The following is a 16,869-nucleotide window of genomic DNA, read 5'->3' as shown; positions in this document are numbered from 1 at the left end:
GGCTCGTGGCTACAACACCACTCAGCGGGCTGTTATTCCCCCATCTTGCCACCACCGGGTACTGCGGTGGACACAACCTCCCACCGACCTCATTTCCCGCGGGGTACCGCATCGAATAGCCTGGTCGCGTGAAATTGTTCCGTCGCGGCGAGTCCAGCACCACCGACGAGAGCGCCGACCAGACGGCGGGCTCGGACGGCGGCTCGACCGCAGTCTCGATCACGAAAGCGGCCACCGCCACCGAGGGCAAGGGCCGACCTACTCCGAAACGCCGTGACGCCCAAGGCAAGCGGCGCGGCCCAGTGGCTCCGGCCCCGCTCACCGCGAAGGAGGCGCGGGCCCGGCGCAAGGCCACCCGCGGCAGCCGCGAGGACCGCAAGACGGCCTCGGCCGAGCGTCGACTGGCGGCCCAGGACCGGCGCGCGAGGATGCTGGCCGGTGAGGACAAATACCTGCTGCCCCGCGATCAGGGCCCGGTGCGGGCGTTCGTGCGCGACATCGTCGATGCCCGGCGCAACCTGGTGGGGTTGTTCATGCCGATGGCGCTGGTCCTGATCCTGTCGATGTTCGTCGCGCCCGCGCTGCAGACGATTGTGACGCTGGCCATGCTGGTGATGATGTTCTTCATGATCGCCGAGGGCTTCCTGTTGGGCCGGATCGTCAACGGACGGGTGCGTGAGCGCTTCCCGGAGAGCACCGATACCGGCTACAAGCTGGGGTGGTACGCCTTCGTCCGCGCCTCGCAGATCCGCAAGATGCGGGCGCCGAAGCCGCGGGTCGGCCCCGGCGACAGTGTTTGATTGCAGCGCCTTCGGCGCTGCGTGTTCGCGGCCCCCTGCTGTCTCGCGGCCGAGCCGTCGAGACTCGCGACTTCGTCGCATGCGCTTCGACGACTCGGCCGCGAGACGGGCCGCGAACGGTCGCTCGTAAGACTCGCTCCGTGGTGGCATCGAGAGCGGCGACGAGCCCACAGCCCATCGCACTCCAAGTCAGTGGTGATGCGAGTGGGCGATGATGGCGGACAGATCGGACTGCAGGCGCTGGGCGTCGCGATCGGTGACATTCGCTGATCCGGCGCGACCGCCGCCTCGTGTGATAAGGACCGCGAAGCCCACCACGACCGCCATGCTTACGAGAAAAGTAATCATGGCAGTAATTTTGCGCTCGGTGATTTACCGCCGAAAGTGGCTGTTCTGACATTGTTCGTAAAGATCCAGCCAGGTACGCTGTCCGCATGCTGTCCAAGGTCGCGGTGGTGCTGTCGGAGCGCCTGGCCATGTTCGAATTCGGTGTGGTCTGCGAGGTTTTCGGGCTCGATCGGACCGCGGACGGACTGCCCGGATTCGATTTCAAGGTGTGCGGGGCCAAGCCGGGGAAGCCGCTGCCGTCCACCACCCCCGGTATCACCGTCACACCGGAGTTCGGGCTGGAGGAGTTGGCGAAGGCCGATCTGGTGGCGATCCCGGCCTTCCCCGCATCGGCCTTGGAACAGGGGCTCGATCCGCGGGTCGTCGACGCGATACGGGACGCCTCGGACGGTGGGGCGATCGTGCTCACCGTATGTTCCGGTGCTTTCCTGGCCGGGGCGGCGGGGCTGCTCGACGGTCGCAAATGCACGACACATTGGCGCTATGTCGATCAATTGGCGGCGCGGTTTCCGCAGGCCACGGTCGATCCCGATGTGTTGTTCGTCGACGAGGGCAATCTGATCACCTCGGCGGGCACGGCCGCGGGCATCGACGCCTGTTTGCATCTGGTGCGCCGGGAGATCGGCAGCTCCGTCGCGAATGCGATCGCCCGCCGGATGGTGGTGCCGCCGCAGCGTGACGGCGGACAGCGCCAATTCATCGAGCGTCCGGTGCCAGAGTGCACCTCCGATAGTCTCAGCTCCACGCTGCAGTGGATGAACGAAAATCTCGACCTGCCGCACACCATCGACGATCTGGCCGCGCGTTCGATGATGTCCACCCGCACCTTCGCCCGCCGCTTCGCCGCCGAAACCGGAACCACACCGGTGAAATGGCTGACCAATCAACGCGTGCTGTACGCCAAGCATCTGCTGGAGGACACCGACGAAGGCCTGGAACAGATTGCCGCACAAGCCGGTTTCGGATCCGGTGCGCTGCTGCGGCATCACTTCCAGAAGGTCGTCGGCATCGCGCCGACCGAGTATCGCCGCCGGTTCGGCGGCGCGGAGGCGACCGAGCAGCGGGCCTGAGCGCGGCGGATTGATACGGTGCTGCCGTGTCGGATCGCTCATCTACCAGCAGCCGCGCGCACCGCATCCTCGTGCTCGGCGGCGCGCGATCCGGTAAGTCGGCATTCGCGGAGGTGTTGGCGGCCGAGGGCGGCCCGGTGCGCTATGTCGCCACCGCGATTCCCGATCCGGCCGATCTCGACTTCGCCGAGCGCATCGCCCGCCACCGCGACCGCAGGCCCGCGGACTGGAAGGTCCTCGAAAGCGCTGATCCGGCAACGGTTCTCACCGCCCCTTCCCCGGCCGGAACCACGCTGATCGACGATATCGGGACCTGGCTCACCGCCCGCATCGACGCGCGCGCGGCCTGGGATGCCCCGCGCGGCACCATCGCACCAGACACGGACGCCTTGGTCGCCGCGGTCACTGCCTACCCCGGCCGCTTGGTGATCGTGACGCCCGAGGTAGGTATGGGCGTCATCCCCGCCACCCGCTCCGGGCGCCTTTTCCGCGACGAGATCGGCACCCTCAACCAGCGCCTCGCGCAAACCTGCGATGAAGCCTTCTTAATTGTCGCCGGGCTTCCCCTCCGCTTGAAATAGGACCGCACGGCTGCGGCGATCATGTCACGACCTCGGCCGGCCGTAGGGCACCGCGCCAATTCCGCGGCGCAGGCAACTCCGGCGGCGACCACGCACCGCGGATCACTCGCGACAGCCACGCCCTACCGGTTGTCGCATCGCAACCGTGCAGTATGCGACGGCCGAGTGGGCCGGAAGCACGCGGGACGAGGCCTCGGGTAGGGCATGGGTGGTGCAGTCCGAGCGCACGGCTGCGGCGATCATGTCGCGTCACTCGCGGGAGCCGCGCCCTATGGGGTGTCATGCCAGCCGTGCAGGATGCGCAGTGCGGACCGTCAGGTCGGACCGCGAGCACGCGGGACGAGACATCAGGTAGGGCGCGGACGGTGCAGTCCGCCTCAAAATACGAGCGCATGACTGCGGCGATCATGTCGTGTCACTGGGAGCCGCGCCCTGTGGGGTGTCGTGCCAGCCGTGCACGCTGCGCCGTCGGACCGTCGGGTCCGACCGCAAGCGCGCGGGACGAGACATCAGGTAGGGCATGGGTGGTGCAGTCCGAGCGCACTGCTGCGACGATCATGTCGCGTCACCAGCGGGAGCCACGCCCTATCCGGTGTCATGCCAGCCGTGCACGCTGCGCCGTCGGACCGTCGGGTCCGACCGCGAGCACGCGGGACGAGACATCAGGTGCGGGGTGGTGGTGCGGACTGGCGGGTGTGGCGGCAAGATTGGGCCCGGTATGGACTGCGCGGTGTAGGAATGAACTGCCCCGACCCGGAAAGGCTCGATAGTGACAGACGGATTCGGACCGGTTGTGCCACCCGATGCGGGGGTTCGGGCGGCGGCGGAGCAGCGGCAGGCGCAGCTGACCAAACCCGGTGGGGCGCTCGGGCGGCTGGAAACACTCGGGAATTGGGTGTCGGCATGTCAAGGTGTGTGTCCGCCGAAGCAGTTCGAGCGGGCGCGGGTGGTGGTGTTCGCCGGGGATCACGGCATCGCGCGCCACGGCGTTTCGGCATACCCGAGTGAGGTGACCGCGCAGATGGTCGCCAATTTCCTCGGCGGCGGTGCGGCGGTGAATACGCTGGCCGCAGTGGCGGGGGCGAGCGTGCGGGTCGTCGATATTTCCGTCGACGCCGACACCGATCCGCAGGTCGCCAAGCACAAGGTGCGGCGGTCGAGCGGGGCGATCGATCGCGAAGACGCGCTCAGCGAGGATGAGATCCATGCCGCGCTCGCCGCCGGCAAGGCGATCGCCGACGACGAGATCGATGCGGGCGCCGACCTGCTCATCGCGGGCGATATGGGCATCGGCAATACGACACCCGCCACCGTCCTCATCGCGACCCTCACCGATACCGAACCCATCGCCGCTGTCGGCCGGGGCACCGGTGTGGACGATGCGGGCTGGATCCGCAAGGTCGCCGCGATCCGCGATGCCATGCGCCGCGCCCGCCCGGTGGCCAAGGACCCGGTCGAACTGCTGCGGGTAGCCGCAGGCGCCGACTTCGCCGCCCTGGCGGGCTTCCTCGCGCAGGCCGCGACCCGACGGACTCCGGTCATCCTCGACGGCGTGGTCGTCACCGCGGCCGCCCTGGTCGCCGAGGACTTGGCCGCCGGTGCCAGCGCCTGGTGGCTCGCGGGCCACCGCTCCACCGAACCCGCGCACACCCTCGCTCTGCGCCACCTCCGCCTCGAGCCCCTCCTCGACCTGGACATGCGCCTCGGCGAAGGATCCGGTGCCCTGACCGCCCTCCCCGTCCTCCGCGCCGCCGTAGCCACCCTCGCCGAGATGGCCACGTTCGCGGAAGCCGGTGTGAGCACAGCCGATTCGGCCGCCGAAGCCGAAGCCGAAGCCGAAGCCGAAGCCGAAGCCGAAGCCGAAGCCGAAGCCGAAGCCGAAGCCGAAGCCGAAGCCGAAGCCGAAGCCGAAGCCGGGACCAGCATCGCCGCCCAAGCGACCGCGCAACCGGACTTGCGGAAATAGACCTTGGCTGCCCGCGCCTCCAGCGACGAGCGAAACTCGCACCTCGGACCAGCGGACCGCGCTCTCGGTCGGAAGCACCGCGACGACCGCCATCACCCGCAGACGATCCCGTCCTGCAGGTCGATCCTGGCCGTTAGCGGCAACACACGCGTCGAGCGACAGGCGGACCTGGCACTCCGAGCCGGCGGAACGCTCAGCATGTACGCCGTACGGCGTACAGCGAGCGCGGCGGCGGTTTCGCTGCGTGGATCCGACGATGGCGACGGTCGAGCGATTACAGGTCGGCAAATATGAACGGTGTGCGGCTTGCGGTGTCGTGGCTGACAGTGCTGCCGGTGCGGGGGCCGGACAGTGTCGATCGGAGCGCGGCGGGGCGGGCGATTGCGTTGGCGCCGTTGGTGGGCGTGGGACTCGGGGCGGCCGGGGTCGGGGTGCTCTGGGCGTTGGTGTGGGGTGGGACGAGTGCAGCGGTCGCGGGGCTGGTGGTAGTTGCGGGGATGGCGCTCATCACCCGGGGGATGCACCTGGATGGGTTGGCCGACACGCTGGACGGGTTGGGGTCGTATGGTTCACCCGAGCGGGCCAGAGAGATATTGAAGAGTGGTGACACGGGGCCGTTCGGGGTAGCGGCAATTGTGTTCGCCGTTGGGGTCCAAGCGTTTTCGTTCGCCGCGCTGGCCCAGGCCGAGCGTTGGTTCGCGGTGCTGCTCGCGGTGGCCGTCGGCCGAGTGGTGGTGGTCCTCGCATGTCGGCGCGGCACCGCCGCTGCTCCCGGCACCGGCTTCGGCGCTTTGGTCGCCGGGACCCAGCACCCGATCACCATCGCACTCTGGTCCGCATTCGCCGTTGCCGCGGGCATACTCGCCGTTCCGGACCATCGCTGGCTCGGCCCCGCCGTTGTCCTTGTCGCCCTGGGCATTTCAGCCCTACTGATTCGACACTGCACCCACCGCTTCGGCGGCCTCTCCGGCGACATCCTCGGCGCGACACTCGAGATATCCGTCGCCATCACCGCCGCCGGACTGACCCTGGGCGCCTGAGTCGGCCAACGCGCACCAAGCACCGGCGAATACCTACATTACGGTGCCGCCCCGGACGTTTCGGCCTCTGTCATCGCACTTCACCCACCTTCGGCTGCATAACCGGCGATATCCGTAGCGTCACATAAGAGATATCGGTCGCCATCACAGCCGCAGGACTGGCCTCGGGCACCTGACTCGGCCGACCCGTGCCAGCAACGTGTTACCGTGCCGCCCTGGACATTTCGGGGATCGTGTTCCCGTACATCGCCCCGAACGCAGCGCCGAGGTGTGCGGACTCGGCGGAAAGGTGAACGCTCGGGCCCGAACGGCGGCGGTGTTCACTCGCATCGGGCCCGCGCCTGCCAGCACCGCAGCTTCCTCAGTCCGCTTATCACGCACACGAGCATGTCGTCACTCGCATGCGGACGCACTCCCGCGATGAGATAGCTGGCACGGTGCGCGCATTGTCTGGGTCAGGCAATACAGTGGACGGTATGTCTTCCGAGCGTCTGTATTTTCGTCAACTGCTGTCCGGTCGAGATTTTGCCGTGGGTGATCCGATTGCGACGCAGATGCGAAATTTCGCGTATCTGATCGGCGATCGGGAGACCGGCGAGTGTGTGGTGGTGGATCCGGCGTATGCGGCGGGCGATCTGGTGGATATCGCCGAGGCCGACGGGCTGCGGCTGACCGGGGTGCTCGCCACCCATCACCACCCGGACCATGTCGGCGGCACCATGCTGGGATTCACCCTGCGCGGGGTGCGGGAACTGCTCGAAAAGACGAGCGTTCCGGTGCACGTCAATGCCGAGGAACTGTCCTGGGTTGCCAATGTCACCGGTATCGCGCCGAGCGAACTCACCGGACACGAGCACTGCGACAAGGTCAGCGTCGGCGCCTTCGAGATCGAGTTGCTGCACACCCCCGGCCACACCCCCGGCAGCCAGTGCTTCCTGTTCGACAATCGCCTCATCGCGGGCGACACCCTCTTCATCGACGGCTGCGGCCGCACCGACTTCCCCGGCGGCGACTCCGACGCCATGTTCCGTAGCCTGCGCTACCTAGCCGACCTATCCGGCGACCCGGTCGTCTACCCCGGTCACTGGTATTCCCAGGATCCCTTCGCCGCGCTCTCCACGGTCAAGGACGCCAACTACGTCATGCGCCCGCAAACCTTGGAGGAATGGCGCACCTTCATGCCCAGCTGACCCACGAACGGCACACGGCTGCGGCGTTCACGAGACTGCCGCAGTCACATGCCGCGCATCCACCCGTGGATATCGGCGAAGGTGCCACGCTGGATCCCGGTGAGAGTGTCACGCAGCGCCATGGTGACCTCGCCCGGCTCACCACCACCGATGGTGAACTCACCATCGGCGGACCGAACCCAGCCGACGGGTGTGATCACGGCGGCGGTACCGCAGGCGAAAACCTCGGTGATCTCACCGGATTCGGCGCCCTTGCGCCACTCCTCCACCGAAACCTTGCGCTCCTCAACCACATAGCCCGAATCGGCGGCGAGGGTGAGCAGCGAATCGCGGGTGATGCCCGGCAACAGCGATCCGGACAGTTCCGGGGTGACCAGTCGGGCCTCGGAACCGGAGCCGAAGACGAAGAACAGGTTGTTGGTACCCATCTCCTCGACATAGCGGCGCTCACAGGCATCGAGCCAGACGACCTGATCGCAGCCCTTCTCGGAGGCCTGCGCCTGCGCCAGCAGCGAGGCCGCGTAGTTGCCTGCGACCTTCGCCTCACCGGTACCGCCCGGTGCCGCACGCACGTATTCGGTCGACAGCCAGACCCGCACCGGCTTCACACCGCGCGGGAAGTAGGCGCCCGCAGGCGATCCCAGCAGCAGGTATTTGTAGGCGGAGGCGGGCTTCACGCCGAGCCCGGCCTCGGTGGCGAACATGAACGGCCGCAGGTACAGCGACTCCTCACCACCGGCCGCGGGCACCCAGCCGCCGTCGACCTCGAGCAGCTGACGCACGGATTCGATGAATAGTTCCTCGGGCAGTTCCGCCATCGCCATCCGGCGCGCGGAGTTGCGGAAGCGCGTCGCATTCGCGTCGATGCGGAAGCAGGAGACGCTGCCGTCGTTCTGCCGGTAGGCCTTCAGACCCTCGAAGATGGCCTGGCCGTAGTGGAACACCATCGTCGCCGGATCCATCGCCAACGGCCCGTACGGCTCGACCCTGGCATTGCCCCAGCCTTCGCCCTCGGTGTAGTCGATGGAGACCATGTGGTCGGTGAAGAAGCGTCCGAAGCCCGGTGCCGCCAGAATCTCCTGTACCCGCTGCGCCGGGGTGGGCGCGGGATGCGGAACATGGGTGAACTGTGCAGCAACGGTCATGAGGCAGATCCTATCGGGCGCGATTTCGTCGCGGTGCGAGTGTCGGCGCGCCGCGAATGTACCCGCGTCCCCTGCCGACATCCGCGGTGCGCAGCGAGACGCCGACTATTTGGTCTTCGTGTCGACGAACGGCGGACGCACGACCTCGCAGCGCAGGCGGCGGCCGCGCACGTCGACCTCGACCTCCGCGCCGGGTTCGAGGCCCGCCGCGGTATCGAGCAGGGCGAGGGCGATACCGATCTGCAGCGACGGCGAGAAGGTGCCGGAGGTGGTTTCGCCGACGGGCGCACCGGCACGCAGCACGGTCTGTCCCTGGCGCAGCACGCCCCGATCAAGCGCCTTCAGCCCCAACAGGATTCGACGCGGACCGGCCGACTTCTCCTGCTCCAGTGCGGCTTTACCCCAGAACTCGGCCTTCTTCCAGCCGATCGCCCACCCGCAGCGCGCCTGCACGGGCGAAATCTCCAGCGACAGTTCATGTCCGTGCAGCGGATAACCCATTTCGGTGCGCAACGTATCGCGGGCGCCGAGCCCGGCGGGCTGCCCATCGTGCGCCCGGACCTGCTCGACGAGCGCGCGGAACAGCGGCTCGGCATCGGCCCACCGCGGCAACAGTTCGTAGCCGTGTTCGCCGGTGTATCCGGTGCGACAGACCCGAATCCGGCGGCCGTCCCATTCGGCGTCGGCGTAGGCCATGTACTCCATATCGGTCGGCAGCCCGAGCGCGGCGAGCACCTCCGTCGAGCGCGGTCCCTGCACCGCGAACACCCCGTAATCGCGGTGCTCGTCGGTGACCGTGATGCCGTCCGGCGCGACCTTCTGCAGTTCCGCGACCACCGCGGCCGTGTTGGCGGCATTGGGCACCAGGAAGATCTCGTCATCGCTGACGTAATAGGCGATCAGATCGTCGATCACACCACCGTCGGGCGCGCAGCACAGCGTGTACTGCGCCTTGCCCGGCCGGATCCGACCGAGGTCGTTGGTGAGCGCCGAGTTCACGAAATCCGCCGCGCCCGCGCCGCGGACAGTGGCCTTGCCGAGGTGACTCACATCGAACAGGCCGACGGTCGTGCGAACTGCCTGATGTTCGCCGACCGTCCCCGCGTATGACACCGGCATTTCCCATCCGCCGAACGGTGCGAACTTCGCCCCGAGTTCGACGTGGACACCATGGATCGGGCCTTGCAGCAGGTTCGCATCGGTCACCGGCCGAGCTTAGCCCGGCGGTGGCGTCGCGATGCGCCACCCGGAGCAGACCGAATAGCCTGTGCTCATGACCGCTGTTGCAGATCGCTCGCTCGGACCGGACCTGGACCTGGTCGACACCATCAGCGCCGACACCGATGTGTTGGTGATCGGCCTGGTGTCCGGTGACGACGGCCCGACGATCGCCACACTGGAGGACGAATTCGTCGACAACATCCTCACCCCGGAGGTCCGCGCGGCGCTGCAGGAACAGCTGCGTGCCGTCGGCGCGAAGGGTAAGGCCGAGGAACTCACCCGGATTCCCGCCCCCACCGGCCTCGATGTGAAGAGCGTGCTCGCCGTCGGACTCGGCGCCGCGGACAAGATCGATGCCGAACAGATCCGCCGCTCGGCCGGTGTCGCAGGACGTGCGCTGACCGGTGTCGGCCGGGCCGTGACCACGTTGTCGGGTCTCGAGGGCGGCATCGGCCCCACCGCCGAAGGGTTCTTCCTCGGCGCGTACACCTTCACCGCGTTCAAATCCGAGAGTGCCGACGGCAAGCCGGACGAGCAGCCGGTGCGCAAGGTCGAACTCCTGGTCGGCGATCCGAGCGTGTCCTACCGCAAGGGCTTCAGCCACGACTGGGTGATCGCCGAATCCATCGCCACCGCACGCGATTTCGTCAACACTCCGCCGAGTCACCTGTACCCGGCCGAATTCGCCACCCGCGCGAAGGCTTTGGCCGAGTCGGCGGGTCTGCAGGTCGAGGTGCTCGATGAGCAGGCGCTGGCCGACGGCGGCTACGGTGGCGTGCTCGGCGTCGGCAAGGGCTCCTCGCGCCAGCCGCGCCTGGTGCGCCTGACCTACAACGGCGGCGCCAAGAAGATCGCGCTCATCGGCAAGGGCATCACCTTCGACACCGGCGGCATCTCCATCAAGCCCGCCGCGAATATGGAAAATATGACCTCCGATATGGCGGGCGCCGCCGCGGTCATCGCCGCGACCATCGCCGCCGCCAAGCTGGAACTACCGGTCACCGTGATCGCGACCGTGCCGATGGCCGAGAACATGCCGTCGGCCACCGCGCAGCGTCCCGGCGATGTGCTCACCCAGTACGGCGGTAAGACCGTCGAGGTGCTCAACACCGATGCCGAAGGCCGCCTGATCCTGGCCGACGCCATTGTGCGCGCGGGTGAGGACGATCCGGAGTACCTCATCGACGTCGCCACCCTCACCGGTGCGCAGATGGTCGCGCTCGGCACCCGTACCCCCGGCGTGATGGGCACCGACGATTTCCGCGACCGGGTCGCGCGGCTGTCGCGGCTGGCCGGTGAAAACGGCTGGGCCATGCCGCTGCCCGCCGAACTGCGGGCCGATCTGAACTCCAAGGTCGCCGATCTGGCGAATGTCGCATCGCACCGCTGGGGCGGCATGCTCTCGGCCGCGATTTTCCTCAAGGAGTTCGTCCCGGAGGGTGTGCAGTGGGCGCACCTGGACGTCGCGGGTCCGGCGTACAACACCGGCGGCCCGTTCGGCTACATCGGCAAGGGCGGCACCGGGGTTCCGGTCCGCACCCTGGTCTCGGTGATCGAGGACATCGCGCACGAGGTCGCGGCGGAGTAATCGAATGCCGGTGCGGCGTCCGGATTCCCGGGCGTCGCACCGCGGGCCGCGAACAAATTGAACGAAACGAACAGCCCTACAGGTCGCCCAATTCGCGTTCCAGCGCCCGCTGGCGCTCGATCCGCTTGCAGGCGTCGTAGTCGCGCATCCGTTGCGGATAACCGGTCTTGCGGACGTCGTAAACGGGAATCCGCAAATCTCCGGCTAGCCGCTGCGCACCGCGCTCGCCGACGACGCGACGAGTCCATTCACCGTCGGCCGCGACCAGCACGACAGTGACATCGGTCACGGTCGTCTTGGGCTCCACGTAGCCCTCCACCCCGGTATGGGTACGCACCCACTCGGCGAGATAGCGCGCATCGTCGCCGCTACCCGAACCCGCACGTAAAGCCTTGCCTCCCCGCGCCGCGCCGCCTCGGAAACGATCCAGCAAACCCAACGACGCCGACCTCCTTCCACCGGTGACCGAGTGCTCGGCATCGGTCATTCCATCTTGCCAGCCCCGTGTAGTTCGCTGCCCTGTGCTACACGTCTCGCGGTCGAGTGCAAGGATGGATCGCGGTACAAGAACCACACAGATCTCCGGTGCCACGCACAATGATCGGTGGCTTTCGGACACCCATCGCGACCCGCGGTGGGTGTTCGCAGTGAGATCAACTGTTGTAGAACCCGTCGAGCAGTCAGAGGAGTCAACGGACATGGCCTTCTCCGTCCAGATGCCGGCTCTTGGTGAGAGCGTCACCGAGGGAACGGTGACCAGGTGGCTGAAGCAGGAAGGAGACACGGTCGAGGTCGACGAGCCACTGCTCGAGGTCTCCACCGATAAGGTCGACACCGAGATCCCGTCGCCGGCGGCGGGTGTGTTGTCGAAGATCGTCGCCGCCGAGGATGACGTCGTCGAGGTCGGCGGTGAGCTCGGTGTGATCAGCGAAGCCGGCGAAGCGCCCGCGCCCGCCGCCGCACCCGCACCTGAAGCCGCGCCTGCACCCGCCCCCGCACCGGAGCCGGAACCGGCCCCCGCGCCGGCCGCCGCCGCTGCGGCCCCCGCCCCCGCGGCTCCGGCCGCCCCCGCCCCCGCCGCCGCGTCGGGCACCCCGGTCAAGATGCCGGAACTCGGCGAGTCGGTCACCGAGGGCACCGTCACCCGCTGGCTCAAGCAGGTCGGTGACCAGGTCGCCGTCGACGAGCCGCTTCTCGAGGTCTCCACCGATAAGGTCGACACCGAGATCCCCTCGCCCGTCGCGGGCACCCTGCTGGAAATCTCCGCGCAGGAAGACGATGTCGTCGCCGTCGGTGGACAGCTCGGCGTGATCGGCAGCGGCGCCCCCGCGGCCGCCGCACCGGCACCCGCCGCCCCCGCACCGGCCCCGGCAGCTCCGGCCCCCGCGCCTGCTCCGGCTCCTGCGCCTGCGCCTGCTCCGGCCCCCGCGGCCGCCGCTCCGGCACCTGCCCCTGCTCCGGCTCCCGCCCCGGCACCCAAGCCTGCTCCGGCTCCGGCCGCCACGGCTCCGGCGCCGACCCCGGACACCTCCGGCAACGGCGCGACCCCGTACGTCACCCCGCTGGTCCGCAAGCTGGCCGAGGAGAACGGCGTCAACCTCGCCACAGTCACCGGCTCAGGTGTCGGCGGACGCATCCGCAAGCAGGATGTGCTCGCCGCCGTCGAGGCCAAGAAGGCACCGGCCGCAGCCGCCCCCGCGGCGGCCGCACCGGCTGCGAAGGCGCCCGCCCCCGCGGCCCCGTCGCAGCTGGCGCACCTGCGCGGCACCGTGCAGAAGGCGAGCCGCATCCGCCAGATCACCGCCACCAAGACCCGGGAATCGCTGCAGACCACCGCGCAGCTGACCCAGGTGCACGAGGCGGATGTCACCAAGATCGCGGCACTGCGCAGCCAGGCCAAGGCCGCGTTCAAGGACCGCGAGGGCGTCAACCTGACGTTCCTGCCGTTCTTCGCCAAGGCGGTCGTCGAGGCGCTCGGCGTGCACCCGAATGTGAACGCCAGCTACGACGAGTCCACCAAGGAGATCACCTACCACGCCTCGGTGCACCTCGGCATCGCCGTCGACACCGAGCAGGGTCTGCTGTCCCCGGTGATCCACAACGCCAGCGACCTGTCGCTGGCCGGACTGGCCCGCGCCATCGCCGATATCGCCAATCGCGCCCGCACCGGCGGCCTCAAGCCGGACGAGCTGGCCGGTGGCACCTTCACCATCACCAATATCGGCAGCCAGGGCGCGCTGTTCGACACCCCGATCCTGGTTCCGCCGCAGGCGGGCATGCTCGGCACGGGCGCGATCGTCAAGCGTCCGGTGGTGGTCACCGATGAGACCGGCAACGAGTCCATCGGCGTTCGGTCCATGTGCTACCTGCCACTCACCTACGATCACCGCCTCATCGACGGCGCCGACGCCGGTCGCTTCCTGACCACGATCCGGCACCGGCTCGAGGAAGCGGCGTTCGAGGCGGACCTCGGTCTGTAGTCGGAAAGGGTCGTCTGTCGCGTATGAAAGTGGTGATCGCCGGTTCGTCCGGGCTGATCGGGACGGCACTCGTCGCGGCGCTGCGCCGCGAGGGGCACGAAGTCGCCAGATTGGTACGCCGCTCACCCAACGCGCCGGACGAATACCGCTGGGATCCCGCTCGCGCCGAACTGGACGAGCGGGCCCTGCGGGGCGCCGACGCACTGGTCAACCTCTGCGGGGCGAGCATCGGAGGGCGGCGCTGGAACGGCAGCTACAAACAGGAGCTGCGTGACAGTCGGCTCACCCCGACCGATGTCCTGGCCAATGCGGTCGCCGCCGCTGGTGTGCCGGTGCTGGTGAATGCCAGCGGCGTGCACTACTACGGCGGTGCCACCGGCAACCGGGTGGTCGACGAAACCACCCCCGCGGGAACGGGTTTCCTCGCCACCCTCTGCCGGGACTGGGAGGCCGCGACCAAACCGGCCGTCGATGCGGGTGTGCGCACGGTGCTGCTGCGCAGTGCCGTGGTGCTGTCCCATCACGGCGGCATGCTCGGCATGCTGCAGCCGCTGTATTCGCTCGGCCTCGGCGGCCGACTCGGCAATGGACGGCAGTACACGCCGTGGATCTCGATGGCCGACGAGATCGGCGCGATCATCTTCGCGCTCACCCACGACAGCATTGCCGGGCCAGTCAATTCCGTCGGTCCGGCACCGGTCACCAATGCCGAATTCAATCGGGCCCTGGGCCGTGTGCTGCACCGGCCGGCCCCATTCGTGGTGCCCGCGTTCGCATTACGCGCGCTGATCGGCGAATTCGCCGAAGAGGCGATCCTGAACGGGCCGCGCGCGATTCCGACGGCGCTGGAGGAGGCGGGTTATCCGTTCCAGCACCAGACGATCGGTGCGGCGCTTGCGGCCGCCCTCGGCCGCGACGACGAACGCTGACGCCGCATCCGAAGACCCCATGGAGTAGATCGATGACCGAGCTGGACACCCGACCCGCCACCGTCATCCGTGACGCGCGCGCGGGCGATCTGCCCGAGATCCTGGTTATCCACAACGCGAATATCGCGACCTCCACCGCCATCTGGGATCACGAGCCGGTCGATCTCGACGATCGGCGCGCCTGGTTCAGCGACCGCACCGCCGCCCGGCTGCCGATTCTGGTAGCCGATATCGGCGGCGAGGTCGCCGGTTACGCCAGCTACGGCCCGTGGCGGACCCGATCGGGTTACCGCTTCACCGTGGAGAATTCGGTCTACGTCGCCGATCGTTTCCACCGCCGCGGTATTGCGAGTGCCCTGCTCACCGAGCTGATCGAGCGCGCCCGCCAGGCGGGTACCGTGCACGCCATGGTCGCCGCCATCGAATCCGGCAATACCGGTTCGATCGCGCTGCACGAGCGATTCGATTTCCGCACGGTCGGGGAACTGCCGGAAGTGGGCCGCAAATTCGGTCGCTGGATGGATCTGACGCTGATGCAGCTGACCCTGCCGGTCGAGGGCGACTGAGCCGCACGGACCAGTGCACCCACTTGCACCGATGCCAAACCTGGCAACCATGTGGCATCGCCCACATCGGGTTGGTTTATCGAATCGACACACTCGGCGTACCGTCGAGGACGTGAACGACACGCGCACCACCTGGTCCGCCAGATTCGATACGACCCCGATCGTGGTCGAGGATCTCGGACTCATCGATTACCACAGCGCCTGGGAGATGCAGCGGTCGATCGCCGCGCAGCGGGCCGCCGGTGAGGGGTCCGACTATCTGCTCCTGCTGGAGCACCCGTCGGTCTACACCGCTGGTCGCCGCACCGAGGCCGAGGATCTGCCGATCGACGGCAGCCCGGTGGTGCAGGTCGATCGCGGCGGCAAGATCACCTGGCACGGTCCGGGCCAGCTGGTCGGCTACCCGATCGTGCGGCTGGCCGAGCCGGTGGATGTCGTGCACTACGTGCGCAGGCTGGAAGAAGCGCTGATCACCGTCTGCACCGGCCTCGGCCTGGATTGCGGACGGGTCGAGGGTCGCTCGGGTGTCTGGCTGGCCGCGACCGAGCTCTACTCCGAGCGCAAGGTCGCCCAGATCGGCGTGCGGGTACAGCAGGGCGTCGCGCTGCACGGCATCTCGCTCAACTGCAATTCGGCGCTCGACGGCTTCCAGGCGATCGTCCCGTGCGGCATCCGCGACGCCGGTGTCACCACGCTGACGCGCGAACTCGGTCGCGAGGTCACGGTGGCCGAAGTCAAGCCGCTCGTCGCCGATGCGATCACCCGTGCGCTCAATGGCGAACTTCCGGTGACCGCACGCGACATCGTGCGCGCCGCACCGGTCGTGGAGCCCGCGAAAGCCGAATGAGTCGGCTGCTGTCGCGTTGCCCGGGACAGTGACGGACTGCATCCGACGGCGGCGCACGGCAGGCGTAAGGTCGATCGAGTGACCTCAGCTTCAGCACCGGCAGGACGCAAACTGCTACGCATCGAGGCGCGCAACGCGGAGACCCCGATCGAGCGCAAGCCTCAATGGATTCGGACCCGAGCCAAGATGGGCCCCGAGTACACCGAACTCAAGGGCCTGGTGAAACGCGAAGGCCTGCACACGGTGTGCGAGGAGGCGGGTTGTCCCAACATCTTCGAATGCTGGGAAGACCGTGAGGCCACCTTCCTCATCGGCGGCGAACAGTGCACCCGCCGTTGCGACTTCTGCCAGATCGACACCGGCAAACCCGCCGCACTCGATCGCGACGAGCCGCGCCGGGTCGCCGAAAGCGTCCAGGCGATGGGCCTGCGCTACTCCACCATCACCGGCGTCGCGCGCGACGATCTCGAGGACGGTGGCGCCTGGCTCTACGCCGAAACCGTCCGCGCCATCAAGGCTTTGAACCCGAACACCGGCGTCGAACTGCTCATCCCGGACTTCAACGCGGTCCCCGAGCAGTTGGCCGAGGTCTTCTCGTCACGCCCTGAGGTGCTCGCGCACAACCTGGAGACGGTGCCGCGCATCTTCAAGCGGATCCGCCCGGCGTTCCGCTACGAGCGCTCCCTCGCCGTGCTGACCGCCGCCCGCGAAGACGGCCTGGTCACCAAGTCGAACCTGATCCTCGGCATGGGTGAAACCCCTGAGGAAGTCACCCAGGCCATGCGCGACCTGCACGAGGCCGGCTGCGACATCCTCACCATCACCCAGTACCTGCGGCCCTCGCCGCGCCATCATCCGGTGGACCGCTGGGTCAAGCCCGAGGAATTCGTCGAGCACTCCCGCATGGCCGAGGAAATCGGGTTCGCCGGTGTCATGGCCGGGCCGCTGGTCCGCTCCTCGTACCGCGCGGGCCGCCTCTACGCCCAGGCAATGGCCCACCACGGCCGCGAAATCGCCCCTGCCATGGCGCATCTCGCACAGGAGGGCACCGCCTCACAGGAGGCCAGCTCCGTATTGGCCCGCTTCGGCGGCTAGTCG

General features: G+C 68.2%; 15 protein-coding genes and 1 pseudogene. 12 read left to right on the top strand and 4 right to left on the bottom strand.

The window, feature by feature from the left end; translation table 11 throughout:
- Positions 1-128 precede the first annotated feature (128 nt).
- Positions 129-800, top strand: coding sequence for a DUF3043 domain-containing protein (locus tag ACFYOW_RS37675; protein WP_357475081.1), 672 nt, complete (start codon positions 129-131; stop codon positions 798-800).
- Positions 801-989: 189 nt separating this feature from the next.
- Here the strand turns inward: ACFYOW_RS37675 and ACFYOW_RS37670 are convergent, their stop codons facing one another.
- Complete coding sequence (locus tag ACFYOW_RS37670) at positions 990-1,148, bottom strand: hypothetical protein (protein WP_387294840.1); 159 nt, start codon at positions 1,146-1,148, stop codon at positions 990-992.
- An 86-nt stretch (positions 1,149-1,234) separates the two neighbouring features.
- Here ACFYOW_RS37670 and ACFYOW_RS37665 point away from each other — a divergent pair, with 86 nt between their 5' ends.
- From ACFYOW_RS37665 to ACFYOW_RS37645, 5 genes and pseudogenes are all read left to right on the top strand, one after another.
- On the top strand, positions 1,235-2,218 hold the full coding sequence (locus tag ACFYOW_RS37665; protein WP_387294839.1) for a helix-turn-helix domain-containing protein: 984 nt from the start codon (positions 1,235-1,237) through the stop codon (positions 2,216-2,218).
- Positions 2,219-2,244: 26 nt separating this feature from the next.
- The gene (gene cobU, locus ACFYOW_RS37660; RefSeq protein WP_387294838.1) at positions 2,245-2,799 is read left to right on the top strand and encodes a bifunctional adenosylcobinamide kinase/adenosylcobinamide-phosphate guanylyltransferase; all 555 of its coding nucleotides are present in this window, start codon (positions 2,245-2,247) and stop codon (positions 2,797-2,799) included.
- Between the two features lie 769 nt (positions 2,800-3,568).
- Positions 3,569-4,648, top strand: a pseudogene (cobT, locus tag ACFYOW_RS37655) (nicotinate-nucleotide--dimethylbenzimidazole phosphoribosyltransferase); the annotation flags it as partial.
- A gap of 407 nt (positions 4,649-5,055) precedes the next feature.
- Positions 5,056-5,805 (top strand): adenosylcobinamide-GDP ribazoletransferase, encoded by a 750-nt coding sequence (locus tag ACFYOW_RS37650; RefSeq protein ID WP_387294837.1) that lies wholly within the window; start codon positions 5,056-5,058, stop codon positions 5,803-5,805.
- Between the two features lie 476 nt (positions 5,806-6,281).
- The gene (locus ACFYOW_RS37645) at positions 6,282-6,995 is read left to right on the top strand and encodes an MBL fold metallo-hydrolase (RefSeq protein WP_387294836.1); all 714 of its coding nucleotides are present in this window, start codon (positions 6,282-6,284) and stop codon (positions 6,993-6,995) included.
- A 44-nt stretch (positions 6,996-7,039) separates the two neighbouring features.
- Here the strand turns inward: ACFYOW_RS37645 and ACFYOW_RS37640 are convergent, their stop codons facing one another.
- Together ACFYOW_RS37640 and gcvT are read right to left on the bottom strand one after the other, a co-directional pair.
- Positions 7,040-8,140, bottom strand: coding sequence for a branched-chain amino acid aminotransferase (locus ACFYOW_RS37640; RefSeq protein ID WP_387294835.1), 1,101 nt, complete (start codon positions 8,138-8,140; stop codon positions 7,040-7,042).
- Between the two features lie 105 nt (positions 8,141-8,245).
- Positions 8,246-9,346, bottom strand: a complete 1,101-nt coding sequence (gene gcvT, locus ACFYOW_RS37635) for a glycine cleavage system aminomethyltransferase GcvT (protein WP_387294834.1) — start codon at positions 9,344-9,346, stop codon at positions 8,246-8,248.
- 67 nt (positions 9,347-9,413) lie between these two features.
- Here gcvT and ACFYOW_RS37630 point away from each other — a divergent pair, with 67 nt between their 5' ends.
- Positions 9,414-10,949, top strand: a complete 1,536-nt coding sequence (locus ACFYOW_RS37630) for a leucyl aminopeptidase (RefSeq protein WP_387294833.1) — start codon at positions 9,414-9,416, stop codon at positions 10,947-10,949.
- Positions 10,950-11,025: 76 nt separating this feature from the next.
- Here the strand turns inward: ACFYOW_RS37630 and ACFYOW_RS37625 are convergent, their stop codons facing one another.
- The gene (locus tag ACFYOW_RS37625) at positions 11,026-11,388 is read right to left on the bottom strand and encodes an oxidoreductase (protein ID WP_387294832.1); all 363 of its coding nucleotides are present in this window, start codon (positions 11,386-11,388) and stop codon (positions 11,026-11,028) included.
- Positions 11,389-11,647: 259 nt separating this feature from the next.
- On the opposite strand from ACFYOW_RS37625, the gene sucB reads away from it, so the two are divergent.
- From sucB to lipA, 5 genes are all read left to right on the top strand, one after another.
- A complete protein-coding gene (sucB, locus tag ACFYOW_RS37620; RefSeq protein ID WP_387294831.1) occupies positions 11,648-13,429 on the top strand; it encodes a 2-oxoglutarate dehydrogenase, E2 component, dihydrolipoamide succinyltransferase in 1,782 nt (593 codons plus the stop codon).
- A gap of 23 nt (positions 13,430-13,452) precedes the next feature.
- Positions 13,453-14,358 (top strand): TIGR01777 family oxidoreductase, encoded by a 906-nt coding sequence (locus ACFYOW_RS37615; RefSeq protein ID WP_387294830.1) that lies wholly within the window; start codon positions 13,453-13,455, stop codon positions 14,356-14,358.
- 32 nt (positions 14,359-14,390) lie between these two features.
- On the top strand, positions 14,391-14,924 hold the full coding sequence (locus tag ACFYOW_RS37610; protein WP_387294829.1) for a GNAT family N-acetyltransferase: 534 nt from the start codon (positions 14,391-14,393) through the stop codon (positions 14,922-14,924).
- 112 nt (positions 14,925-15,036) lie between these two features.
- Complete coding sequence (lipB, locus tag ACFYOW_RS37605; RefSeq protein WP_387294828.1) at positions 15,037-15,771, top strand: lipoyl(octanoyl) transferase LipB; 735 nt, start codon at positions 15,037-15,039, stop codon at positions 15,769-15,771.
- A gap of 78 nt (positions 15,772-15,849) precedes the next feature.
- Complete coding sequence (gene lipA / locus ACFYOW_RS37600) at positions 15,850-16,866, top strand: lipoyl synthase (RefSeq protein WP_387294827.1); 1,017 nt, start codon at positions 15,850-15,852, stop codon at positions 16,864-16,866.
- Positions 16,867-16,869 lie beyond the last annotated feature (3 nt).

The sequence above is a fragment of the Nocardia sp. NPDC006982 genome (assembly GCF_042869435.1).
Lineage (GTDB): Bacteria > Actinomycetota > Actinomycetes > Mycobacteriales > Mycobacteriaceae > Nocardia.
Note: the sequence above shows the minus strand (reverse complement) of the source record. Positions and strands in the feature narration are given on the sequence as shown.

Excerpts from the sequence above, each read along its gene's own strand:
- ACFYOW_RS37610 (WP_387294829.1), top strand. The coding sequence starts at position 14,391 with ATGACCGAGCTGGACACCCGACCCGCCACCGTCATCCGTGACGCGCGC.
- ACFYOW_RS37650 (WP_387294837.1), top strand. The coding sequence starts at position 5,056 with ATGAACGGTGTGCGGCTTGCGGTGTCGTGGCTGACAGTGCTGCCGGTG.
- ACFYOW_RS37615 (WP_387294830.1), top strand. The coding sequence starts at position 13,453 with ATGAAAGTGGTGATCGCCGGTTCGTCCGGGCTGATCGGGACGGCACTC.
- ACFYOW_RS37665 (WP_387294839.1), top strand. The coding sequence starts at position 1,235 with ATGCTGTCCAAGGTCGCGGTGGTGCTGTCGGAGCGCCTGGCCATGTTC.
- ACFYOW_RS37645 (WP_387294836.1), top strand. The coding sequence starts at position 6,282 with ATGTCTTCCGAGCGTCTGTATTTTCGTCAACTGCTGTCCGGTCGAGAT.
- ACFYOW_RS37640 (WP_387294835.1), bottom strand. The coding sequence starts at position 8,140 with ATGACCGTTGCTGCACAGTTCACCCATGTTCCGCATCCCGCGCCCACC.
- ACFYOW_RS37670 (WP_387294840.1), bottom strand. The coding sequence starts at position 1,148 with ATGATTACTTTTCTCGTAAGCATGGCGGTCGTGGTGGGCTTCGCGGTC.
- ACFYOW_RS37630 (WP_387294833.1), top strand. The coding sequence starts at position 9,414 with ATGACCGCTGTTGCAGATCGCTCGCTCGGACCGGACCTGGACCTGGTC.
- sucB (WP_387294831.1), top strand. The coding sequence starts at position 11,648 with ATGGCCTTCTCCGTCCAGATGCCGGCTCTTGGTGAGAGCGTCACCGAG.